Source organism: Pauljensenia sp. OF14-1SRA, assembly GCF_027694595.1.
Classification (GTDB): domain Bacteria; phylum Actinomycetota; class Actinomycetes; order Actinomycetales; family Actinomycetaceae; genus Pauljensenia; species Pauljensenia turicensis_B.
The window spans coordinates 24,497-47,028 of the sequence record NZ_JAQEVQ010000003.1 but is presented as its reverse complement, the minus strand read 5'-3'; the positions used below and the strand labels follow the sequence as shown (position 1 = coordinate 47,028).

Sequence of the window (22,532 nt, the reverse complement as noted above, 5' to 3'; positions counted from 1 at the left end):
AGGGAAGTGAGTTCTTAGTAGCGAAAAGCCTTGTTTGCTGAGGCTTACTAACGAGCAGCTAAGGAGAGCTCTCCCCAGGGGGATTTTCCACGAACCCAACGCATCGTTGCGCGTTCGACACCCAACCAGCTCGCCGTCGCCAAGATGACAGTGATGAGCGTGGAAACCATTAAAAGGAACCAGAACCCCATCGTGTGAACGCCGAACAGGATGAGAAGCTGAAGGACGGGGAAGTGGAAAATATACACGCCGTACGAGATGTCATGAACCTGAATGAGTTTCGGAGAGGGGAGAACAGCTCCCAGCCAGAGGATCAAGTAAGCCATAAATGGTGATGCTGCCTGCTTACCGAAACCGTCCGAACCATAGATACACACAAGCGCAAGGATGAGGGAAACAAAAGCGTACTCCCATCTCATTGGCAACCTATCGCGTAGCTGGAAGATAATCGCGCCCCCAAGGAAGTAGGGGAGCATAAAGATGAGTAGCTGAAAATCACCACTATTGCCAACGTAGGGAAGAAACCAACCGATTTTCGCGTGAATTGCAACCGACACGAGGAATAGCAGGATCGTTGGCCACACGTGGTTCTTTGTGAACGTCCATGACAGGAAGACACCGATGATGATGTAACACCAGAACTCGTAGTACAAACTCCAAAGGGAACCATTCCAAGCCGACGGATAAGGCACTGATGCAAGAGTGCCCGAGACATCGTAGTGATTAATTAAAAGGAAGATATTCGAGTAAATGTAGTGGAGTGGCGTAGTCGGAGTTCCGAAGAACCCGTCGAACGAGTGCCTTTCAACGTAATAGGCAATTGGTGCGAAGATGAAAGCAACCGCGACTAGGGACAGCAAGAATCCGGGATAGATGCGAGTAATGCGATTCATCAAATACTGTGCGCCATTACTTCGGGTTCGTGCACCCGTGATAAGAAAGCCGGAAATACCGAAGAAACCAACGACTGCCCAACTACCCAGGTGCTGTCCCTGCCAGACAACACCATCTCCAACACCTGCCAGAATCTGGGCGTGAGAAAACACGACCAGAAACGCAAGGGCTAATCGCAAGAGGTTGAGGGCGTTATCACGAGAGCTAAGATCTCGAGTATATGGTTGGGGCAGATGCATGGTCACTCAGTGTAATGGACGCATATTTGGCTCCCCTTTGATCGGCTCTTGTTTCTCGTGTGCAACCTATGACAGTGGTGAGTAACGTGGATGTGCATGTGAATTCTTGTGGCGTAACGAGTCTGGGATCATTGTTGAAGCACGATGTGTTTCTCGGCTGAAATACTCTCCTGTGCGATAATCGGGTAACGATCAAATTGGAATGGTGCTCGAGTTTAAGGACAACGTATGGCAACGCCTGATGCATTTTCAGATCCGGAGCAGCTTGCGAAGATTCAGGCAGTTCTCCTGAAGATTTTGAAGGATTTTGATCACGCCTGCCGCGAGCTTGGAGTCGAGTACACGGTTTACGGTGGAACATCTATTGGGGCTGTGCGCCACCACGGGTTCATTCCGTGGGACGATGATGTTGACGTGCTTATGACTCGTGCCGATTACGAGCGTTTCCTTGCCGAGGCGCCCAAGATTATGTCGAAAGACTATCGTTTCGACAATACGCGTACGGTGCCAGAATATCCTTTCATGTTTACCAAACTTGGGCTGGATGGAACTGTTTTCATTCCTGAGTTTGGCAAGGACTCGAAGTACCGGATGCGCTTAGCAATCGATCTACTCCCTCTCGATAATGTTCCGGGCGATGATCCTGCAGCGGTTAAAGCAATGAGTCGCAGAACATGGGTGTGGGGACGTCTGCTCTACGTACAGGGAACCCCGACTCCCTACTTGATCGACACACACGGCTTCAAGCGTTTTGCGATCCACAGCGCAACCTCGCTCGCTCATTGGGCTATGCGTTTATTCCGTGTAACCCCACAAATGTTGCAGAACAAGTGGGATAAGGCTGCTCGTCGTTTCGAATCGGTTGATACAGGGATCTACGCTGACTTTTCGATGCGTGATCCGTGGAACTGGACAGTGACCCGCGAGGAGCTTTTCCCAGCTCGGGATGTTCCATTTGAAGACATTACGGTCAAACTCCAGCGCGAGTACGACGCGGTTCTGACACGTTCGTACGGCGACTACATGCAGATGCCACCGGAAGAGAAGCGCCGTAACCATAAGCCGGTAGAAATCGATTTCGGTCCCTACGAGAGCCTCGCCTGAGAGAAGGACTAGTCCATGTCGGACACCAGTGCCAGTAGTTCTCTCAAACGTGACTACTTTTGGAATACTGCATATTCTCTGATGCAGTCTGTGGCGACGGTAGTCATGTTGATCGTTGTCACTCGTGTTCTCGGTATTGAGATTGCCGGCTTATATTCGTTAGCAATTGCGGTCGGTCAACAATTCCAGACGCTGGGAATGTTTGAAGTACGCACGTACCATGTGACAGATGCGTCGGGGAAGTTCACTTTCGGCACCTATCATGCAGCGAGGATCTTGACCGTCGTTGCAATGATTATTGGCATTGCAGGATACGCGGTTGTGAGTGGCGATGGGCTTTGTGCTGTGATGCTCATGATCCTGGTTGCCTCGATCCGCGTCTTTGATGCGGTTGAAGATGTCTATTACTGCGAGCTTCAGCGTAGTGGCCATCTTGATATTGCTGGCAGAGCAGGGTTCTGGCGTACTTTTGTCACCACAGCTGTATTTAGCGCTGGGCTTGTCGTTACGCAGAACCTGTGGATAACAGTAATTGCAACTTTGGTTGCGTCGCTCGTAGCGATGATCGTTCTGTTTATTCCTCAGAGCGTGCGTCTTTTTGCTTTCAAACCGCTATGGACAAAACGCGAGATTCGCGCTCTTCTCATTGATTGTCTACCGCTTGCTCTTGCATCGTTTATTTCCATGTATCTTGCGAATGCTCCACGTTTCGGCATTGACCGTTACTTGGGCCTGACAGAACAGGGTATTTTCGCAATTCTTTACATGCCTGCGGTAGCGATCAATTTGCTGGCATTGGTTGTTTTTAGACCGCTCCTGACACAGATGGCTCATCATTGGGTTCGGCACAACTGGTCAGGATTTGTTGGGATCGTGCGTCGCGGGCTTACCGCTACAGCGGGCGCATTTGTCGCGGTTGCGATTGTGACCTACTTTATTGGTGTTCCGATTCTCAATCTTGTTTTCGGTAAAGATATTGCTCCATATCGAACGGAGCTGATCGTTCTTGTCTTTGGCGGAGCTATGAACTCTGCCAGTGTGATTCTGTATTACGCGATTACGACGATGCGCCAGCAGAAGCTGGTCTTTGTAGGGTACGCCGTGTCAGCGTTGACGATTGCAGCTCTTGTTCCCATTCTGATCCCGCGTTATCAGATTATGGGTGCTTCGATTGCCTATGGAATAGCGATGACCGTGCTATCCATGATCTTCGGATTCGTACTGGTGGCGAACAGGGATAAGAAAGCCGTCGAACAGTAGTCGTATGTGAGAGCCGAAAGACTTCAATTCCAACTGGGACACTTCTGTCCACTTTTTAGCTGAAAGACCGCTTCATCAGGGCAACGATGTGGAACCCGTAGTTTTTGCCGGTCGCCCACCCGCGGTGTTGGGGGTTTTCTTGAATGCCGAGGTATTCAACGATGGGCGCGCTTCCCTTTACAACGTAATCGAACCGTTGATCTACCAGGGGGTAGGTAAGACTCGATACAGTTGCATGTGGGTCAGCGTATACGCGTAGGTGCTGGACTTGTGCCCGCAGACCGGTGCGCACATCGGGGAAGCCGTTGCCTTGTGCTCCGTTACCTGTCGCGGCAAGTCCTGCGAAGTTGAACTGTTGGATCTTGACATCGCCACCAAATGAGAGCCATGCGGTTTCTAGCATGGACTGGGCAAAGACAACTTCCGGGTTGATGCCTTCGGCTATTGCCTCGTCATAGAGGATCGAGAAGAAGTCTAAAGCGGTGGGAGCGCCCCCAATGCTGAGTGCACCCGAGGGATAGGAGTGGCCCGATTGGGCGTATGCGTTCAACATTGCTTGGATCGTTGTGGCACGGTTTTTCTGAGGTGCTCCCATGATCGGCGTAGGCCTAAACCACGTTCCGTCGGAGGCAAAGTAGTAGGTGGCCGAATTAATGTCCTGCTGGCCTGTGACCATTGCTCCTGAAGGGGCGAGGTAGTACCAGGTGCCGTTGTTTTCCAGCCAACCGGTTTTCATGGCGCCTGATGTTTCAAAGTAATACCAGGTTCCGTTCACTGATCGCCAACCGGTGGCCATTGCTCCGGAAGAGTCGAGGTAGTACCACGTGCCGCCGTTATCGACCCAACCGGTTTTCATTTCGCCGCTCTGGGTGAGGTAGTACCAGGTGTTGTTGACGAGGTTCCAGCCGGTGGCCATTGCTCCGGAAGAGTTGAGGTAGTACCACGTGTTTCCATTGTGGAGCCACCCAGTTTGCATGGCGCCACTGGTGGTGAAGTAATACCATTTGCCGCCGATGGACTGCCAGCCAGTAACCATCGCGTTCGAGGAATTGAAGTAATACCACGAAGAATTGATGTGCTTCCATCCAAGGACAGCTCGACCTTCTGAGTCAGCCCAATACCAAGAAGTGCGATCTTGGAACCAGCCCTGCAGAATGTGTCCCGAACGGGTGAACACCCAGCTATTGTCCTGGAGCGACCATCCGTCTTGGGAGGCTGGAGTTGGCTCAGCGCTGGAAGAAATTGCCACTGAAGGTAGCAGTGTCAGCGCGAAGCACAGTGATGCAACAGAGCGAATGCGATGAGATCCCATAAGGCGAGTCTAATGATCTGAATACCTTTTTGGAATCCCAGCTGTGGTTTCGAGCTAGATTCCCGGTGAGGGAAAGCAGAGCTTAACGTACAACAGACCTGTCTTCGCTTGTGTGTTCACTCGCTGGTACCGGAGAAACAGAAGAAGTCTTCTTTAGGTCACCCCACGGTGATTTTCCACGTGCCCACCGCATCGCAGCACGTTCGACTCCAAACCAGCTGAGAGTCGCCAGTGCCATCGTGATAAGTGCAGCGACAATCAAGAATGGAACGAATCCGAGTTTGTCTAGGTGAAGAGTGATGAGGAACTGAATGATGGGGAAGTGGAATACGTAGATCCCGTACGAAATATCATGTGTTTTCACCCAACGCGGTGATGGCACGATCGTACCTAAGTAGAGAACGAAGTATGCCATGAGCGGAGAGGCGAGTTGCTTACCGAAGTCCGGCAGGGCGTAGATGATGCCAACTGAAGCGATAGCAGCGATCAGTGCATAGCGACCACGCATTGGAAGCGTGTCCTTCAGCTGGAAAATCAGCGCACCACCCAAGAAATAGGGAAGCATGAAAATGAGCAGTCCCAAATCGTAGTTGCTATCGATGTAGGGATTAAGGCGTTCAATACCAGCGTGGGCCAACACTGAAAATGCGAATAGAACGGCAGTTGGCCAGACATGCTTGCGCATAAATGCCCAGGACATGAATACGCCGATGATGATGTAGCACCAGAATTCATATGAGAGCGTCCACAGCGACCCATTCCAGGCAGTCAGTGGGTGGTCTGTCAGGGTTGTACCGATGTGGTAGTAGCTGACCTTCAGCAGGATATTGCTATAGACGTAGTCAAGTGGGGTAGGGGAAGTGCCAAAATATCCGTCAATAGTGCCCTTTTCAATCACGTGGGTAATAGGAGCGAGCACGAAAGCGACGAATGTGAGTGCTACGAGGAATGCAGGATAAATGCGGGCGACGCGGTTAATCAGATATTTTCCCGCATCGCTTCGGACTCGGGCTCCGGTAATGAGGTAACCCGAAATACCAAAGAATCCAACAACTGCCCAGCTTCCGAGGTGTTGTCCTAGAACAACGACACCATCACCTGTAGCGGTGAGAATCTGCGCGTGGGAGAAGACAACGAGTAGAGCGAAGAGCAGACGTAGAAAATTCAGCGAGTTATCTCGAGAACTGAGGTCTTTTTGGACGAAGGTCTTTCGTAGCTTATCAAGCATGGATTCCTCAAGAGCTAAAGACAAGACTGAATCAGTTGTCGAGGGTGATGAGCTTGACGCGATCCGATAGGCCACAGTAGTCAATCTGTTCGCGCGTAGTTTTGTAGCCCTCAGTGGACGTAATAACAGTCGCTTCTTTATCCCAAGCGCGTAGGAGCGGGCAGAGCATTCCGTAGTAGTCGCCGTGCCATTCGCGGTATGCGTGAATACGCACATCGTAACTTGTAGGCGCTGAGAATTGAATAAGGTACCGATTTCGATCACCATCGAATGCGAGGTTGGACGCGTGACGAATGAACACGACAGGAGCGCCCTGGTTTTCGTCAAAAACTTCAACCAATTGGTCGTACAGTTTCTTTTCCTCAGGGGTCGGCATTTTGTGGTCTTTATCGGTGGGCATTGTTGCGTAGCGAGGCAGCGTGGGGAAGAGAGTCCCACCCCGACCGAAATGTTCAAATGGGAGAAGAGAGCCTACGCCCATGATGACTACCGACAGGGCAAAGAAGGCGGCTTGAACACAACGCCCTCGCCACCATGCGTAGGAGCGTCGGTCAGATGCTGACCGAGGGGTAAACGCTTGGCGGAGCGCTTCAATCGTCATGATGGTTGCAAATGTGATCGTTGAGATCCACATCATCTTCAGGGGATAGTAGCCCCAGCGAGAATCGCCAGATTCTCGCAGTAAGAGGAGGAAGAAGATCGCGAGCCAACTGCCAACTGCAAAGGCGCCAAGTCCCATTGCCTCGGGCGAGCGATGCCGGGGAAGGGCAGCGGCGAAAACGAAGAGCAGGAGAAGCAGAAGAATGCTGGCAATTGTAAGGTGGTCGCTTATCTCACCAGCAAAATAGCCGGGACCAGCAGAGAGGTAATCACCGTCGACGCGGAGTGCTGGGAGTGACCAAGCGAAGAAGAATACTGCAACGCAGAGCCAAGTCAGTGCGATCCAAATCAACTCTCGTGACGTTGGGCGATGTGCGGGAAGATTATGCAGACAACGTACAAGTGCCATTAATAGCAACAGACCGGGCATCAGGGAAGCCGGAGACCACGTAGCAAGAGTGGCGACCAGTAGCACAGGAAGCCAGATGAGTGCTTGGGCAGGACGGAGGGTCCGATAGGTAATCCACGAAAGGATCAAGATCAAATAGATAACTGGGATGTTGAGGTAGCCATCAAATTCAACCGCGCCAAAAATATTACGAGTAAAGGGGACCCATCCGATAACAAACACGGCAGCTGTACGTAGAGGCCATGGAGCGTGTGACAACAACGCCCACGTCAACCAGCCGGTAAAGATGCTGGCGAGACAACATACAACGAGACCCGCAACGATGTTGCCATACAACATCGTCAGAAGCGGGCTGAAGGACGTTCCTGGCCCATAGAAAATTGAGGTGATAACCGCAGTAAGGAAGACAGGTTTGACCTCATCGCCGGAACCTAGTCCGCCGTTCTGGTGGATTGTCAGCGCTTCGATGGTATTCATCACCATATCGTTACGCGTGAACTGAACCGGAACGCCACCGTCATAGTACGAGAGCAAATAGACGACTGAAGCGATACCGACAAGAGAGGGAAGAAGAATTGCGAGTGCAGTGAAGAAAGACCGAGGTGTCAGTGTCTGGTAGTTCCGATAGATGACGACGCCAAAAAGGGCAAGCGCAACGATGACGGCTGTCCAGAATACCAAGGCGATGCCGGTCTTGACGACCATTCCGAACAGAGCAACTGCGATCAGAGAAAACAGAAAAAGTGCCGTGGCGCGCACGGAGTCTCTTAGGAACTGCAAATTCATATTGTGAGCGTACCTGACTGATCTATCAGTTCTTGATACCGAAAAGATTGGTGCTCGTCACGTTGCCAGCGAGGTCTTAGCTCTCCGAGATAACACGTTGAGTGGCTTTAGTGATCTGATTGCTTTCCAACTTGCTGGGATTTAATGATCTCGAGCTCGTAGTTGAGGATTGCGATTTCTTCAGTGAGCTTTCGTCGCTCTTCGCTGGCATGAGACAGATCAACGCTCATTCGAAGTGTAAGAAGCATGAAAACAACTGCTCCAGTCACTAGAGCAAGGTTGAGAGGAACCTGCACACCCAAGAGATGAGCAACAAAGCTCAGTGCCTTTGGGAACAAGGAAACGATCAATACCCCGATTGCAATGACGAACCACCACGTCGCGTAGCGTTCCTTCATTCCAGCATTGCGCATCTTGATGAAGATTGCGTAAAAGATAACGAGCGCGAAAAGGATAGCGAGACAGTACGTTGATGTCATTTCTGATCTCCAGTTTCTCTCACTCGTCAGCCAACAGAGGGGCGTGTCAACGCAACGGACAACGCAATGAATGCACGAATCAGGAATCGAGCAGCTTTAAGAGGATTATGTGAGGGTTCTCCTCCAGCGCGGGGACGCATTTCTACGGGAACCTGCCGAATCGTTAAACCGTGACGTTTTGCGATGACAAGTGCTTCGATTGTGTCACCCAGGTACTCAGCCGGATAGTTCCGTGCAAACAAAGCGATAGCTTTTCGGTTGCTTAGTTTGAAGCCCGACGTTGTGTCAGTCAATTTCGTTTCGCATACTCTCGAAAGGATTGTGGAGAGAACTTTCATTGCCCAATGACGGGGGCCTCGAACGGTGTAGTCGCCTTTTCCTGCGAAGCGCGCGCCGATCACAACATCGGCGGCCGTTTCTTTCGCGGATGCCAAGAGATTCGAGATCTCCTTGGGGTCGTGTTGACCGTCTGCATCAAGCTGAACAGCATAGTCGTAGTTGTTGCGGTGAGCATAGGAATAACCTGTCCTCATCGCTCCTCCGACACCGAGGTTGATAGGCAGATCAAGAACTATCGCTCCGTGTTCTTTGGCAATTGCTGCTGTGCGATCGCCGGAGCCGTCAGAGACAACAGCTATATCAGCCATCGAGCCGACTTCGCTACGAAGCTCTTCAAGCACAGGTCCGATGACTGCTTCTTCGTTCCAAGCTGGAACGATGACCAAGATTCGTGATTTTGCTTCAGCCATTATCTGTTACTTTCTGTTCATCGGTGTCGAGTGCATAGTGGATGTATCGACCTAGACAATACTGTTTGCAATCAGAGCAAACGCGAGTGCAAACACGGCGAATACTGCCACTAGAACCGAAGAAGTCTTGGACTTTACTGTCACGGGTAGACCTATCGCAAGAGCCGGTAGAAGAGCGGCACCATATCGCGGAGCAAGGTCAAACCCAACACCCATTGTGAGGTTCAGGTAGATGTAGAACGCGGGGGCTACGAAGATTGAGGCCAACAATAGGGCAAGCGCGAATGATTGGTGAAGTACTTCAGTGTTAACAGCGAAGAGAGCTGCTCCAACGAGACCTGAAACTAGAAGCAAGGAAGATAACGTTGTGAATGCATAAGGGAGCCCGACTGTGCCGAGTAAGCCTCCATTGAGTGATACGGGGCCCATATAAAGGTAGGTAAGGAAATTATCTAGTTGCTCGACAGCAAAAGTCGGTGAGAAGGGAACATGCGCATCGATTGAATAATCTTTGGCGATGTGGATTGCAGTGACGTTCCTGTAATACTGGTAGGCAAACTGAGCGACAAGGCCCAAAAGTAGCGCCAAGAATGCAAGAAGAATTGGTCGCTTGAGTGAAGAGCGTTCCTCTTTAATGCGTATGAAATAGATGAGGATAAACAGCAGTGCTGCCCCGGTTGCAAAGAGCATCTGGAACTTAATCAGACCAAAGAAAACCGAGGCAACGATGAGGGGAATCGAAGTCCATTCTTTGCGGACCATTTTGAGCGCAGACAAGAAGATGAATGAACCTGCGAGCAAGCTGAACGAGTCAGGGGTGATATAGAAGTTCGCCCACCTGATTGCGGGACTTGCAAGCATAAGGGCGGTCACTGATGCCGTGATAAGGCGTGAACCGCCGAGGTATCGCGCAAGGCGCCATGTCGCAGTTAATCCCAGCCCGAGCCATAGAGTACCGGTGAACTTGGCTAACAAATACATCTGCTTTCCAGGGGCGAGGAAGAGAAGGATCTTCGTCAAGAAAGCAGTGATAAAGAAATAGAGAGGTGAGTGAACTGAAGCGGTTGAATAGCCTTTAAAGGGATAATCTTCAGAGGGCGCACTGGTGTCACCACAGGCGGGGCCTTGCGGGCCGTAAATCTCGATGCCTACGCATGTAACGAGCGAACGCGCGTATTCGTCCGTTTCAGAGTATTGACGAGTAACTTCGCCGTGCATTGCTTTATCAACAGCGTCGATATATACGTACTCGTCTTGTGGGGAGATCGCACTATGCTCCGAAATATAGCGATAACCGACGAGCGCTGAGAGCGCCGTGAAGATAAGAGCCAAAAGAACAGTTCGTACCCAGAGCGGAGCCTCAGAAGCATTCCGATACAGTTTCGTGTTCATGATGGTGCGAGTGCCTTCACTTGGTTTGGTGTCCAGGGCGGTCATAACGCGTGAGTTGCTCTCAGCTGAGAGTCTGAGTAAGAACCTGCATCGAGTTTCGTGGTGTGAAGCCTGTCTGTTCAAGCTTCGTCAAATCAAGCGTCGAGTTGAGAGGACGGGGAGCAATCTGTTCTTTTCCTGCGTAATACTCAACGGTTGTTACGGGGATAACGTCGTTTGGCGAACGACCGACTAATTCGAAAACTCGTTTCGCGATGTCATACCACGAGACAACGGGGCCTTCACCAGAAAGGTTGTATGTTCCGTATTCGGCGTTAGTTGACAGAAGGTGAATGATGCCACCTGCTAGGTCGGTAGTAAAAGTGAGACGCCCTTTTTGGTCGTTGACAACGGTGGGATTAACACCTTCATCAGCAAGACCCTTCATCGTCTTAATGAAGTTCTTTCCATCGCCAACAACCCAGCTGGTCCGAACCAAGTAGTGCTGGTCAGTGGTGACAATTGCTGCATCGCCACCAGCTTTCGACTGACCATACACGCCGAGAGGGCTCGGATTCTCGGTCTCCGTGTGAAACTCCGCTGAACCATCGAAGATGTATTCGGAAGAAATATGCACCACCGTCAAGTGGTGTTTGCTTGCGATTCGAGAGAGATTCGCAGGCCCATGGGCATTGGCCCGCCAAGCAAGCGGGCGCCCTTCAGGTGTTTCTGCTCCGTCGACGTTTGTCCAAGCTGCTGCATTGATAATGATGTCGTATTGCGACCAGTCGACCGCGTCCATGGCGGCATCATCAGCAATATCAAATTCTGGAAGATCGACACCCGTCACGCTGTAGCCAGCTTCGGGGAGTTGCTTGAGGAGTTCGCGTCCAAGCTGACCATTTGCTCCGGTTACCAAAACACGTCGCGTATCCGGGGAAGGGAAAGGAATAACATCTGCGAGTTTGGGATGAGCTTTGTCCTTATCGGACAGAATCGCGTCCTCCAACGGAATTGGCCAATCAATTGCGACAGTTTCATCGTCGAGGTTCAAGAAGGTGTATTTTGCGTCGGCAGACCAGTGGTCATTCACCAGATAGGTGTATGCAGTATTTGGTTCTAAAGTCTGGTATGAATTGCCCACGCCACGAGGAACGAAGACTGCAACCGAGGGGTCAATTTCAGTCGTGTAAACCGTTCCGAACGAAGGACCTTCGCGCAGATCTACCCACGCGCCGAAGACTCGGCCGGTTGCGACCGAAACAAACTTGTCCCACGGCTCAGCGTGAATACCGCGTGTTACGCCAACTTCATCGTTGAAAGAAATGTTGTTCTGCACGGGGCCAAAGTCGGGTAACCCAAGAGCGAGCATCTTCTCTCGTTGCCAGTTTTCTTTAAACCAGCCACGGTTGTCTCCATGCACGGTGAGATCAATGCGCAGGAAGCCAGGAATAGGGGTTTCTTCAATGCCAAGAGCTTTTCGGGTCGCTGTCGTCATCGTGAATCGTGCTCCTACATCCATGGCTGGCGCTGAGTGGAAACTAGTACTGGAACGAGTTTAGGTGATAGGGGGCCGTTTATCGGTGAAGCAGACGGTGATATTCCTCAGTTGCACTCTGGTACATGTGTGAGTGTGATGCGCAACATTAGAAAAAGTCTTGGCATAATGTGCGTCAAGGTGCACAAGTAAGTCGATCAGTGCGCGCACTCAACCTGCGGAGGAACGATGAAGGGCATTATCCTTGCCGGCGGATCAGGAACCCGATTGAATCCAATTACATTGGGAACGTCAAAACAGCTTGTCCCGGTGTATGACAAACCGATGATCTACTATCCGTTGTCAACGCTGATGCTTGCAGGTATCCAAGACGTCCTCGTTATTACGACACCTCATGATGCCGAAGCTTTCCACCGCCTGCTGGGCGATGGCTCACAGCTTGGTGTCAATATCTCGTATGCTGTTCAAGAAGTGCCGAACGGACTTGCCCAGGCATTTGTCCTTGGTGCTGATCATGTTGGAACTGACCCCGCGGCTCTCGTTCTTGGTGACAACATCTTCTACGGTCCCGGTATGGGCACGAAGCTTCGCCGTCATGTGGATCCTGATGGTGGTGCAGTGTTCGCCTACCATGTGGCAGATCCAACCGCGTACGGTGTCGTTGAATTCGATGATAACTACACCGCAATTTCTATTGAAGAAAAGCCTGCTCATCCGAAGTCGAACTATGCGGTTCCCGGTCTGTACTTCTACGACAATAACGTCGTAGAGATCGCGAAGAATCTCAAGCCTTCCGCACGCGGTGAATACGAAATCACGGATGTGAACAAGGTTTACCTTGAAGCAGGAAAGCTTCAAGTTGAGGTTCTCCCTCGAGGTACTGCTTGGCTCGATACTGGAACATTTGATTCCCTTGCTGATGCAACGAACTTCGTTCGTACAGTGGAAGCACGCCAGGGGATGAAGGTTGGAGCTCCTGAAGAAGTGGCTTGGCGTATGGGCTTCATTGATGATGAAGGACTGCGTCAGCGCGCTGAACCGCTGGTGAAGTCCGGTTACGGGCAGTACCTGCTGGACCTGTTGAAGTGATCTGATCTGTCAGTTTCCCGTCAACGTCGTGTGATGGGGAACTGGCAGACCTGTGTATGTACTGCCCTGTATCAAGGCATCGGACATATACACTGACGCGTATGAATGGAATGAAGAAGCTCGCGAACTATTCAAAGCTGGGCGCCTCGTATTACAAACGTAACGGCGCACGACTGACAGTAGGGCGCCTCTTCCTCGGAGTGGGCACTCACTTATCCTCTCCCAAAAATGCGGGTGGGCTCAGAGGACGAAGAAATGCTTCGTTGGTGAAGTTCGAGGATGCAGCGGTTGCTGACTGGACAGTAGATCCGCAGTGGAAACAAGAGCCTCGATCGGTCGGAGACGGCCCATTTACGACTGCCTGGATTATGTCTCCCCCCGGAGAGCATTCAGGTGGACACCAGAATATATTCCGTTTCCTTTCTTTCTTGGAACAAGCCGGACATACGGTCAAGATCTTTCTCTATTCCTCTAACCCCCTGCCGATCAACATCAAAGGCATCCAAAAGATACTTCGTGACTCGGTTGCTTATCCTCAGTTGAATGCTTCAATCGAAGTGTATTCGCCATCGGCTGGAGTCGGCGAAGAAGTCGACGCGATCTTCTCCACCGGTTGGGAGACGGCATACCCCTCGTACCTCGACCGTTCAAATGCGCGCAGATACTACTTTGTGCAGGACTTCGAGCCATCGTTCTACTCTGTTGGCTCCGAATCCGTGCTTGCCGAAAATACGTACCGCTTCGGCTTTGAAGCTTTCACTGCTGGACGCTGGCTTGCAAAGAAGCTTTCCACTGACTACGGAATGAAAACACATCCCTTCGATTTTGCGGCAGATTTTTCGCTGTATAAGCGAACGAATGAACAGCGCCGATCAGATGTGTTCTTCTATGCGCGACCAGTGACAGCTCGTCGAGGGTTTGAGCTGGGGGTCATGACTCTTGCTGAAGTGAAACGGCTACGTCCTCAGACAACGATTCACATGGCAGGATGGCGTCTCGGTGGTTGGGATGTGCCATTCGACTTTATCGATCATGGTGCGATGAGTATCAGTGATTTGAGTCCTCTCTACAACAAATGTGCGGCCGCTCTGGTCATGTCACTGACGAACATGTCGTTGCTCCCACTTGAATTGCTTTCGTGTGGAACGATCCCGGTCGTCAATGACGCAGAGAATAACCGTCTGGTTTCAGATAATCCACATATCGCATACACGCCACTGTCGCCAAAGGCGTTGGCACATAGAATCGTTGAAATTCTCGATGATTCTCAGCAGATTGAAAAATCTTGCGAGGCAGCCTCGTCCGTTTCGGATTTCTCGTGGGACGATGCGGGGGCTCAATTTGTCGCCGCATTCGAGGAGGCAATGCGTGGCTGACATTCTCGTCATTGGCGGAAACGGTTTTCTTGGATCCCACCTCGTGGATGCTCTCGTAGTACGGGAGCATTGTGTCACCGTATTCGACATGTTTTCGGGGACTAGCCATTGGGCCTCGGAAGGCGTTGATATCGTTGACGGAAACTTTCTGAACATAGCTGATCTTCGTCGCGCCGTTCATGGCAAGCAGATTGTCGTTCACATGCTGTCGACGACGGATCCTGCAACAGCAGAAAATGACCCGATCGTGGATATTCGCACGAACATTCTTGGCTCGGTTGAGTTGTTCCAGATCTGTGCTGACGAGGGAGTCGAGCATGTCTACTTTGCTTCTTCAGGTGGCACGATCTACGGAGATCGCGATCAAGAAAAGTTCTCTGAAGACGACTTGACGCTACCAGTTTCTCCCTACGGCATTGGAAAACTTGCCATCGAGAACTATATGCGTTTCTTTGAACGGAAATACGGTTTGCGTTCAACGAGTTTCCGTATTTCGAACCCGTATGGGACTCGTCAAAACCCGCATAAGCGCCAGGGAATTATTCCGATTTTCTTGAGGAATATTCTGAACAATATGCCTCTGACAGTGATGGGAGACGGAACGATGTTCCGTGACTACATCTATGTCAAAGATTTCGCGAATATCGTCGCTACGATGATTTCGACGGGGCCAAGCCAGCCGGTATACAACGTTGGTTCGGGACGTGGTACTACGGTGAACGAACTTGTCGACGCGATGGTCAACGTGACGGGTAGGCATCCTGTTATCGAATACCGTGACGTTCCCAGCACCTATGTCCACGGTAGCGTTCTTGACACGACACGCATCCAAAACGAGTTCGGACCGTTCGAAATGACTGAACTTGAGGTCGGTATTCAACGTACGTGGCAGGAGATTTGTGAACATGGCTTCTGAAAAAGAATATGAATTCGACGCAACAGTCGTCATTCTGACCTATAACGGTGAGCAACACCTTGAGGAAATTCTTAATGCGGTTCATGCTCAGCGCTATGGTGGCACGTTTGAAACGCTCGTCATTGATTCGGGATCCACAGACTCGACGCTCGACATCATCGCGAAGAATCCGTGGGTCAGGCTTCATCAGATCCCGAATAGCGGGTTTGGTCATGGAAAAACACGCAACCTTGGTGCCCACTTGGCTAAGGGGCGCTATGTTGTCTACCTGACTCACGATGCGACTCCAGCATCTGATCGCTGGCTCCATGAGATTACCGCTCCCTTTGATATTAGCGAGCGCATTGTTGCAGTCATGGGTTCTCAAGCGCCTCGTGCAGATGCGTTCCCATTGCTGCGCTACGACGTGAAAAACACCTTTGCCAGTTTTGGGCCGATGCACGGTACAACCTTGTTCTACGACGATGATTTCATTCAGGACGAGGGCGTGCGTAATGCGGTGACCTTCTATTCCGACGTGAATTCGGCAGCTCGTCGTTCAGTGCTCACAGGCGAGATCCCTTACCGTGATGTTTCGTATGCCGAGGATCAGTTGCTTGGCCGAGATGTCATTGATGCTGGCTATATCAAGGCGTATGCTCCGCGAGCTGTCGTTTGGCACTCTAACGAGATGACGATCTTAGAATACGATGATCGCATGTTCGAAGAAACGCAGGGCCTTCGCGAAGTCGGGATTGATGTAGCCCTTCCGTCGATTCCTACAGTCATAAAGCTTGTTGTTGGTGGAGTTCTTCGGGATGCGGTTCGTTTAGTTCGTGATCGCGAGGTTACGACCAAACGAAAGCTTCACGGGTTGCTTGTGAACCCGGCCTATCATGTCCAGCGCTGGCGAGGCGTACGTCGAGGAGTGCGTTCAGCCTTGAAGCGCTATGGCGAATGAGGGGGAGACTGAAGTGACTACAAGAGCGAACTCAGAGTTTCATAGCCCCTCTGAATCAGGAGCCGAATTATCAGGGATGACACCAGAAACACTCGACAAGATCGTTGCTGATCGGGAAGCACGCCTGGTTCAAGAACCTCTTAAAGAGCTCGGGGACAAGACGGGAATTATCAAAGGTACGCGGACGGCTGTCCGAGATCTGTGGCGACGTCGAGAACTGTTCGGCTACCTTGTCAGACGAGAGCTTAAAGCAAAATACAAGGACTCATCTTTCGGTTTTGCCTGGTCGCTAGTGAAGCCACTGGCACAATTGCTGATCTACTTCATCGTTATTGGCCATTTTCTTGGAGCAGCGCGAGGTATCCCGCAGTTTGCTATCTTCGTCTTCTCCGGATTGACAGCATGGACGCTATTCGCTGACATTATTAATGGAGGAACCGGATCAATTGTCGCAAATTCCGGGCTTGTAAAGAAGGTTTACCTTCCACGTGAGGTATTCCCACTATCTGTTGCAGGAAATGCGCTTGTTAACTTCTTAACTCAGTTCATCATCCTCCTGATTGCTGTCGTATGTACTTTTCAATTCCCGCATCTGCATTTACTCGTATTCTTTCCGCTAGCCCTTCTTCTCCTTATCGTTTACGGCTTGGCTGGAGGCTTATTTCTCTCAGCAATAAATGTTTACTTGCGTGATGTTCAACATCTGATTGAAGTGATTACATTTCTAGGATTCTGGGCTTCCCCTATTGTCTATTCCTATTCTTTCGTAGCAAACACGGTTTCCGGATGGATTCTTGAACTGTACCTGGCTAATCCAATTACCCTAGCAATTCTTGGGTTCCAAAGGACAATGTGGGCGGCAGGAGTCGATGCTCCCTATCCCACTCATATGATTCTCCGCATGACAATTGCTTTGATTGTCGGAATTCTTCTTCTTTTCGGAGCGCACCGCGTGTTTGTGCGTCTCGAAGGTAACTTCGCACAGGAGCTGTGATAATGGCTAAGACTTATCCAGATGTTATCCGTGTAGATAATGTGTCAAAATCTTTTAAGATCCATCGAGATATGTCGATAAAGGATCGAGTCGTCCATTCTTCAAAAGCTCATATCGAAGAGTTTAATGCGTTGGAAGACGTTTCTTTGTCGATCCCAATGAATCAAACAGTCGGTCTGATGGGACACAACGGTTCTGGTAAATCTACACTGCTTAAAATCATGGGCTCGATCATTCGTCCGACGACAGGAACGGTGACTACACGTGGGCGCATGGCGGCTTTACTTGAGCTTGGAGCTGGCTTCCATCAGGATTTAACTGGTAGAGAGAACGTCTTTCTCAATGCATCAGTTCTTGGCATGACTCGCGTGGAGACTGAACGACAGTTCGATGAGATCGTTGCCTTTTCTGGAATCGAACGCTTCATCGACACTCAGGTGAAGTTCTATTCCTCCGGAATGTATGTGCGCCTAGCCTTTGCAGTTGCGGTTCACTCGGATCCGGACATTCTTCTTGTTGATGAAGTCCTTGCGGTTGGTGATGAGCCATTCCAACGAAAGTGCATGGATAAGATTTCCGAATTTCAACGTGAAGGACGAACGATTCTTCTTGTCTCGCACTCAGCAGATCAAGTGAATGCGGTCTGTGACCGCGGTGTTGTTCTCGATCATGGACACGTTGTTTTTGACGGCAATACGCAAGAAGCAGTTCATGCTCTTCGTGAAGCATTTGAGCTTGCCGATAGGGAACAGAAGGAAAGCGATCCTTCAGATTACTTGTTTGGCAAAGTCCGTCTCGATGATGTTTATATTGAGGACGCACACGGCAATCGTGTTCATCGCCTGAATACTGGCGATGATATGAAAGTCCAGATGGTTTTCACCACTGAAGAGAAAATGGATGACTGGCTGGTTGGTATTACATTCGAAACCAATCTTGGTCAGCACTTGTTTACATTTGATACCAATGCCTCAAAATCGGTGATGCCTTCAGTTACGGGTCAGAATCGAGTCACATTCTCGATTCCTAATCTTCCTCTTGGGGATGGAATGTATCGCCTTCATGCGGGGATTGCAGATGGACTTGGGAGGACCATCAATCATCGCCACAACGCGTGGGACTTGATCGTTGCTGGGCCTTATGCAGGTACGGGGCCGATTGCGATGATGCCAACAATTACTTTCAATGATTGATTCTCCGCGCATCAGTGTCGCCCTGTGTACGTATAACGGCGAACGATTTATTGCTCAGCAGATTGAGTCGATTCTGGCTCAATCCATGCCGGTGGATGAAATTGTTCTGGGCGATGACGCCTCTAGTGACACCACAGTTCAGAAAGTTGAAGAGCGTGTAGCTGGAACAAACATCGACCTCATGGTCCGGCGTCATAATCCCGGCCTTGGCGTCAGGAGTAACTTTGCTGATGCAATCAGCGCGACGACCGGTGACGTCATTATTTTGTGCGATCAGGATGATGTCTGGCATCAGGACAAAGTTGAGAAACTCGTTGAAGCTCTTGACGACAAAGAGCTCGTTCATTCCGATGCCCGCCTTGTCGACGCTGAGGGGAATCCAAAGGGATCGGCGCTTCTTGAAGAGCTCAACGTCAGCGCGTGGGAGAAACGGAACCTCGTCGATGGCGATGCGCTCGCGGTACTACTCAAGCGGAACCTTGTTACGGGCGCAACGGCTGCGGTGAAGGGGGAATTCGCGCGCAGTATTATGCCGGTTCCTGACGGCTGGATCCACGACGAGTGGCTTGCGTTCATTGCCGCTTTTGACCGTCAGCTGGTTCTTCTTCCAGAAGCCCTGACGGACTATCGCCAGCATGAGAACAACCAAATTGGCGCGAAAAAAGAACCGTTATCTGTTCAGATCAAACGCAAGATTTCAGCAGACTCTGATGATGATGTGCGACGCTTGACGCGAGCCCTCAGCGCATCCCACTTCGTCAATACAACACAGCGTGGCACAGCCGAACAACGACACCGCCTTGAAGAAGCTGTGAAGCATCAGCAGGCTCGTTCACTCATGCCCAAAGGGCATTTTTCTCGGATCCCAGCGCTTATGAGTGAGGCATTTAAAGGCAACTACTCGAAGTATTCGCGAGGTATCTGGGCGTTCGGTCGTGATCTTCTGCGAAGCTTTGATTCCTAAGACGTTCATCTAGCTGATGGGCACCAATCCAGCTGATGGGGACCAGGGGAGTGCCTGTTTCTCCCCTCGGGTGATCCGGGCTTCTTGTGCTCGCAGGCACGGCATCAAGAAATGTGTTTCCCTCGGCTTGTCTTTCTGGTTGATGGTGCGTCTGAGGCTCATTCATTGTCCTCGTACGGCATAATTGCCTATAACTGTTCATTCGTTAGGAGTTCATCGTGCGAATCGTCGTTACTGGTGGTGCTGGTTTCATCGGAGCCAACTTCGTCCATACTCTTCTTGAAGACCATCCGGATGTGGATGTTGTTGTTCTTGATGCGTTCACCTACGCAGGCAACCGTGGCTCGTTGACCGACGTGTCCGAGGACATGGCGAAGCGACTGAGTGTCATTGAAGGCGACATTGCGGATGCTGATCTTGTCGATTCAGTCGTTGCGAAGGCTGATGCTGTTGTGCACTTTGCTGCCGAGTCGCACAATGACAACTCTCTGAACGATCCGTCGCCGTTCGTTCAGACGAACCTGGTTGGTACGTTCACCCTGCTTGAAGCAGTCCGACGCCACAAGGTCCGTTTCCACCACATTTCAACCGACGAGGTCTACGGCGATCTGGAACTGGACGATCCCGCTAAGTTCACGCCGACCACCCCCTACAACCCCTCGTCGCCCTACTCGGCATCGAAGGCTGGCTCGGACCTTCTGGTTCGCGCGTGGGTGCGTTCGTTCGGTGTGGAAGCAACGATTTCGAACTGCTCGAACAACTACGGCCCCTACCAGCACATCGAGAAGTTCATTCCTCGCATGATCACGAACCGTCTGCGCGGTGTCCGTCCGCGCCTGTACGGCGATGGTCTGAACGTCCGCGACTGGATCCATGTTCGTGACCACAACACGGCGGTCTGGGACATTCTGATGAAGGGTCGTATCGGCGAAACATACCTGATTGGCGCTGACGGTGAAACGAACAACCACGATGTTGTCACGATCCTGAACGAATTGATGGGCTACCCGGCAGACGATTTCGATCATGTCGCCGATCGCCCTGGCCACGACCTGCGCTACGCGATCGATAATACGAAGCTGCGCGAAGAACTTGGGTGGGAGCCTCACTTCACGGACTTCCGCTCGGGTCTTGCCGACACGATCAAGTGGTACACCGATAACGAAGCATGGTGGGCGCCGCTGAAGGAAGCCGTCGAAGCGAAGTACGCGGCTGAAGGTCACTGATTCGTGGATAGCCAAGCACGTGGCGCGTTGGGTGAAAACCCGCGCGTCACGGTCTTAATGGCGACCTACAACGGTCGGACGTGGATTGACGAGCAAATCGATTCAATCCTTGAGCAGAGGGGCGTCGACGTAACGTTGCTCGTTTCTGATGACGGGTCAACAGACGGCACTGTTGAACACGTTGCAAAGCGCGCTGGTCAGGATCGACGTATTCAGTTTCTTCCGCCTCGCGACGGTACGCCGGGTGTGACGGGGAATTTTCTTCATCTGTTCATGACACATCGTCCGGATGGTTCGTATGTTGCGTTTACGGATCAAGATGATGTGTGGCATCTGGATAAGTTGTCCAGACAGATTGCGATTCTTGAAGCTGAACATGCGGATGTGACATCCTCGAATGTCACGAGCTTCGATCAGTCGGGGAAGAAGACTCTGATTGATAAAGCGGGTGCCATGCAACGATGGGACCACATTTTTGAGGCTGCCGGACCGGGGTCGACGTATGTTTTTACGCCGGAATTCCATGAAAAACTTCGTGATGCTCTGGAGCTTTTGGACTACTCTGCTATCGGTGTCCACGATTGGTACGTGTATGCGATTTCGCGTGCGATTGGTGCCAAGTGGATTGTGAGTGCGACGCCAACCCTGGATTATCGTCAGCATGAAGCGAATGTGCAGGGCGCGAATAGGGGATTGGGAGCGTATGCGGACCGTTTTGCGCGTCTGCGTAGCGGTTTCTATCGTGGTCAGTTCTTGGCGGTTGCGCGTGCCGTGCGTCAGGTGGCAACGTATGACGATCAGGTGATGGAGGATCTGAGTAGGCTGATCGGCGAGCTTGAGGACACGTCTGTTTCTGGTCGCCTGAAGTTCGCGCGCCGTTGGCGTCAGATTCGACGCAAGCCTCGTGAAGGTTTCCAGCTGGCGCTCGCACACGTTTTGGGCGTGTGGTAGTTGCCGGTTGTTCGGTCGCGTTCAGTGCGCGCCGTCGTGAAGGAGCGATGCGCCTTCTGATTCAGCGATTCGTTGTGCCTCTTGCTCGGAATACAGTTTCGGATCAATAAGTACGAGGCTGCGCCCACTTAACCAGTGCGTGACTGCGATGGGCGCGCAATGATCCAACTGATAAAGGGCAATGCGTTGCGATTCAGAAGACGCGGTGTCTGCTGGAAACAGATGGGTGATGCTGCACGCTTCTTCAACGGATGCGGGGGCCAGCTGTGGAATGGGTACTTCGAGTGCGTCGCTTTGAGCGCCGACCTCTGAGAGCGCATCGAGCATTCCATCAGGCAGGGGCTTTCCATTCCACGAGAATGCGAGGTAGTTGCTTGGTTGGGCTAACACCCACGCGCCGCGCTTCAGCGCGTCGCGTGAGGCCTCGTCAACCGAATCTGTCACGAGGATGTCGGAAACACCTAGCCTTGCTGGATCACTGCAGAGCTTCAATCCCATAGCAAGCGCGGGAACGCTCCACACGAGCTTCTGCCACGGGCCTACGGCGAGGCACAGTGCTTGGCGCGTCTCATCGTTGGAGTTAGAAGGGACGGCTGAAGGAGTTTCGAAGCCAAAGGGGTCGTCAAACAGGTTTGAAGCAAGGTTGCTTCCGAGAAGATTCGCGACCTTCGCGAACCAGCGGGCAATGACCGGTCCGTTGAACTCAACGCGTTCTTGCGAATAGATCGTCATCTGCGGGGATGAACGTGTCGCCAGAAGCGAAATGAGCTGCGGGAAAGTGGTCATAAGTGGAATCGTAGTGGACAGATGTTCTCCAAGCTCATCGAATAACAATGCCGGATTCCTGCCGAAAACCCGCGTGAGGCGCACAAATACTGGCTAACCACAAAAGTTCACTCCTCGCAACTGACAGGCAAGGATTTCTCAATTACTCCCTCGGGCTTGACTTATGAA

General features: G+C 51.5%; 20 protein-coding genes. 11 read left to right on the top strand and 9 right to left on the bottom strand.

Features of this window, described 5'->3' with window-relative positions:
- Positions 1 to 47 precede the first annotated feature (47 nt).
- Positions 48 to 1,133, bottom strand: coding sequence for an acyltransferase family protein (locus PG731_RS02730; RefSeq protein ID WP_270771992.1), 1,086 nt, complete (start codon positions 1,131 to 1,133; stop codon positions 48 to 50).
- Positions 1,134 to 1,361: 228 nt separating this feature from the next.
- Between PG731_RS02730 and PG731_RS02725 the strand changes: the two genes are divergently transcribed.
- Positions 1,362 to 2,237 (top strand): LicD family protein, encoded by an 876-nt coding sequence (locus PG731_RS02725; protein WP_195224760.1) that lies wholly within the window; start codon positions 1,362 to 1,364, stop codon positions 2,235 to 2,237.
- Positions 2,238 to 2,252: 15 nt separating this feature from the next.
- Complete coding sequence (locus tag PG731_RS02720; protein ID WP_270771991.1) at positions 2,253 to 3,497, top strand: lipopolysaccharide biosynthesis protein; 1,245 nt, start codon at positions 2,253 to 2,255, stop codon at positions 3,495 to 3,497.
- 55 nt (positions 3,498 to 3,552) lie between these two features.
- Here the strand turns inward: PG731_RS02720 and PG731_RS02715 are convergent, their stop codons facing one another.
- The 7 genes from PG731_RS02715 to PG731_RS02685 all read right to left on the bottom strand — a co-directional run bounded on the left by PG731_RS02715 (position 3,553) and on the right by PG731_RS02685 (position 11,929).
- Positions 3,553 to 4,809 carry a glucosaminidase domain-containing protein gene (locus PG731_RS02715; protein WP_270771988.1) on the bottom strand — a complete coding sequence of 419 codons (1,257 nt, stop codon included), beginning with the start codon at positions 4,807 to 4,809 and terminating at the stop codon, positions 3,553 to 3,555.
- 82 nt (positions 4,810 to 4,891) lie between these two features.
- Entirely contained in the window at positions 4,892 to 6,037 is a 1,146-nt protein-coding gene (locus PG731_RS02710) for an acyltransferase family protein (RefSeq protein ID WP_270771987.1), read from the bottom strand.
- A gap of 31 nt (positions 6,038 to 6,068) precedes the next feature.
- Positions 6,069 to 7,832 carry a hypothetical protein gene (locus PG731_RS02705; RefSeq protein WP_270771985.1) on the bottom strand — a complete coding sequence of 588 codons (1,764 nt, stop codon included), beginning with the start codon at positions 7,830 to 7,832 and terminating at the stop codon, positions 6,069 to 6,071.
- Between the two features lie 107 nt (positions 7,833 to 7,939).
- Complete coding sequence (locus PG731_RS02700; protein WP_270771984.1) at positions 7,940 to 8,311, bottom strand: DUF2304 domain-containing protein; 372 nt, start codon at positions 8,309 to 8,311, stop codon at positions 7,940 to 7,942.
- Positions 8,312 to 8,337: 26 nt separating this feature from the next.
- Positions 8,338 to 9,060: a glycosyltransferase family 2 protein gene (locus PG731_RS02695; RefSeq protein WP_195224755.1), complete on the bottom strand. Its 723-nt coding sequence runs from the start codon at positions 9,058 to 9,060 to the stop codon at positions 8,338 to 8,340.
- A 51-nt stretch (positions 9,061 to 9,111) separates the two neighbouring features.
- Complete coding sequence (locus PG731_RS02690; RefSeq protein ID WP_270771980.1) at positions 9,112 to 10,452, bottom strand: hypothetical protein; 1,341 nt, start codon at positions 10,450 to 10,452, stop codon at positions 9,112 to 9,114.
- A 61-nt stretch (positions 10,453 to 10,513) separates the two neighbouring features.
- Positions 10,514 to 11,929: a bifunctional dTDP-4-dehydrorhamnose 3,5-epimerase family protein/NAD(P)-dependent oxidoreductase gene (locus tag PG731_RS02685; protein ID WP_270771978.1), complete on the bottom strand. Its 1,416-nt coding sequence runs from the start codon at positions 11,927 to 11,929 to the stop codon at positions 10,514 to 10,516.
- Between the two features lie 228 nt (positions 11,930 to 12,157).
- On the opposite strand from PG731_RS02685, the gene rfbA reads away from it, so the two are divergent.
- The 9 genes from rfbA (at position 12,158) to PG731_RS02640 (ending at position 21,578) form a co-directional block, all read left to right on the top strand.
- Positions 12,158 to 13,018 carry a glucose-1-phosphate thymidylyltransferase RfbA gene (gene rfbA / locus PG731_RS02680; protein WP_006681346.1) on the top strand — a complete coding sequence of 287 codons (861 nt, stop codon included), beginning with the start codon at positions 12,158 to 12,160 and terminating at the stop codon, positions 13,016 to 13,018.
- A 101-nt stretch (positions 13,019 to 13,119) separates the two neighbouring features.
- Positions 13,120 to 14,394, top strand: a complete 1,275-nt coding sequence (locus tag PG731_RS02675; RefSeq protein ID WP_270771976.1) for a rhamnosyltransferase WsaF family glycosyltransferase — start codon at positions 13,120 to 13,122, stop codon at positions 14,392 to 14,394.
- Positions 14,387 to 15,310, top strand: a complete 924-nt coding sequence (locus PG731_RS02670) for an NAD-dependent epimerase/dehydratase family protein (RefSeq protein ID WP_101627518.1) — start codon at positions 14,387 to 14,389, stop codon at positions 15,308 to 15,310. Before PG731_RS02675 ends, PG731_RS02670 begins: the two co-directional genes overlap by 8 nt.
- Positions 15,300 to 16,250, top strand: a complete 951-nt coding sequence (locus tag PG731_RS02665; protein WP_270771971.1) for a glycosyltransferase family 2 protein — start codon at positions 15,300 to 15,302, stop codon at positions 16,248 to 16,250. The genes PG731_RS02670 and PG731_RS02665 overlap by 11 nt, the downstream gene beginning before the upstream one ends.
- 13 nt (positions 16,251 to 16,263) lie before the next feature.
- Positions 16,264 to 17,244: an ABC transporter permease gene (locus PG731_RS02660; protein WP_270771970.1), complete on the top strand. Its 981-nt coding sequence runs from the start codon at positions 16,264 to 16,266 to the stop codon at positions 17,242 to 17,244.
- A 2-nt stretch (positions 17,245 to 17,246) separates the two neighbouring features.
- Positions 17,247 to 18,437 (top strand): ABC transporter ATP-binding protein, encoded by a 1,191-nt coding sequence (locus tag PG731_RS02655; RefSeq protein ID WP_101627516.1) that lies wholly within the window; start codon positions 17,247 to 17,249, stop codon positions 18,435 to 18,437.
- Positions 18,430 to 19,401, top strand: coding sequence for a glycosyltransferase family 2 protein (locus tag PG731_RS02650; protein WP_270771969.1), 972 nt, complete (start codon positions 18,430 to 18,432; stop codon positions 19,399 to 19,401). The genes PG731_RS02655 and PG731_RS02650 overlap by 8 nt, the downstream gene beginning before the upstream one ends.
- 218 nt (positions 19,402 to 19,619) lie before the next feature.
- Complete coding sequence (gene rfbB, locus PG731_RS02645) at positions 19,620 to 20,627, top strand: dTDP-glucose 4,6-dehydratase (RefSeq protein WP_270771967.1); 1,008 nt, start codon at positions 19,620 to 19,622, stop codon at positions 20,625 to 20,627.
- Positions 20,628 to 20,630: 3 nt separating this feature from the next.
- Positions 20,631 to 21,578, top strand: a complete 948-nt coding sequence (locus PG731_RS02640; RefSeq protein WP_270771965.1) for a glycosyltransferase — start codon at positions 20,631 to 20,633, stop codon at positions 21,576 to 21,578.
- 21 nt (positions 21,579 to 21,599) lie between these two features.
- Here the strand turns inward: PG731_RS02640 and PG731_RS02635 are convergent, their stop codons facing one another.
- Positions 21,600 to 22,364: a hypothetical protein gene (locus tag PG731_RS02635; protein WP_270771963.1), complete on the bottom strand. Its 765-nt coding sequence runs from the start codon at positions 22,362 to 22,364 to the stop codon at positions 21,600 to 21,602.
- Between the last annotated feature and the right edge of the window lie 168 nt (positions 22,365 to 22,532).

Excerpts from the sequence above, each read along its gene's own strand:
- PG731_RS02730 (WP_270771992.1), bottom strand. The coding sequence starts at position 1,133 with ATGCATCTGCCCCAACCATATACTCGAGATCTTAGCTCTCGTGATAAC.
- PG731_RS02725 (WP_195224760.1), top strand. The coding sequence starts at position 1,362 with ATGGCAACGCCTGATGCATTTTCAGATCCGGAGCAGCTTGCGAAGATT.
- PG731_RS02720 (WP_270771991.1), top strand. The coding sequence starts at position 2,253 with ATGTCGGACACCAGTGCCAGTAGTTCTCTCAAACGTGACTACTTTTGG.
- PG731_RS02715 (WP_270771988.1), bottom strand. The coding sequence starts at position 4,809 with ATGGGATCTCATCGCATTCGCTCTGTTGCATCACTGTGCTTCGCGCTG.
- PG731_RS02710 (WP_270771987.1), bottom strand. The coding sequence starts at position 6,037 with ATGCTTGATAAGCTACGAAAGACCTTCGTCCAAAAAGACCTCAGTTCT.
- PG731_RS02705 (WP_270771985.1), bottom strand. The coding sequence starts at position 7,832 with ATGAATTTGCAGTTCCTAAGAGACTCCGTGCGCGCCACGGCACTTTTT.
- PG731_RS02700 (WP_270771984.1), bottom strand. The coding sequence starts at position 8,311 with ATGACATCAACGTACTGTCTCGCTATCCTTTTCGCGCTCGTTATCTTT.
- PG731_RS02695 (WP_195224755.1), bottom strand. The coding sequence starts at position 9,060 with ATGGCTGAAGCAAAATCACGAATCTTGGTCATCGTTCCAGCTTGGAAC.
- PG731_RS02690 (WP_270771980.1), bottom strand. The coding sequence starts at position 10,452 with ATGAACACGAAACTGTATCGGAATGCTTCTGAGGCTCCGCTCTGGGTA.
- PG731_RS02685 (WP_270771978.1), bottom strand. The coding sequence starts at position 11,929 with ATGACGACAGCGACCCGAAAAGCTCTTGGCATTGAAGAAACCCCTATT.
- rfbA (WP_006681346.1), top strand. The coding sequence starts at position 12,158 with ATGAAGGGCATTATCCTTGCCGGCGGATCAGGAACCCGATTGAATCCA.
- PG731_RS02675 (WP_270771976.1), top strand. The coding sequence starts at position 13,120 with ATGAATGGAATGAAGAAGCTCGCGAACTATTCAAAGCTGGGCGCCTCG.
- PG731_RS02665 (WP_270771971.1), top strand. The coding sequence starts at position 15,300 with ATGGCTTCTGAAAAAGAATATGAATTCGACGCAACAGTCGTCATTCTG.
- PG731_RS02655 (WP_101627516.1), top strand. The coding sequence starts at position 17,247 with ATGGCTAAGACTTATCCAGATGTTATCCGTGTAGATAATGTGTCAAAA.
- PG731_RS02650 (WP_270771969.1), top strand. The coding sequence starts at position 18,430 with ATGATTGATTCTCCGCGCATCAGTGTCGCCCTGTGTACGTATAACGGC.
- PG731_RS02635 (WP_270771963.1), bottom strand. The coding sequence starts at position 22,364 with ATGACCACTTTCCCGCAGCTCATTTCGCTTCTGGCGACACGTTCATCC.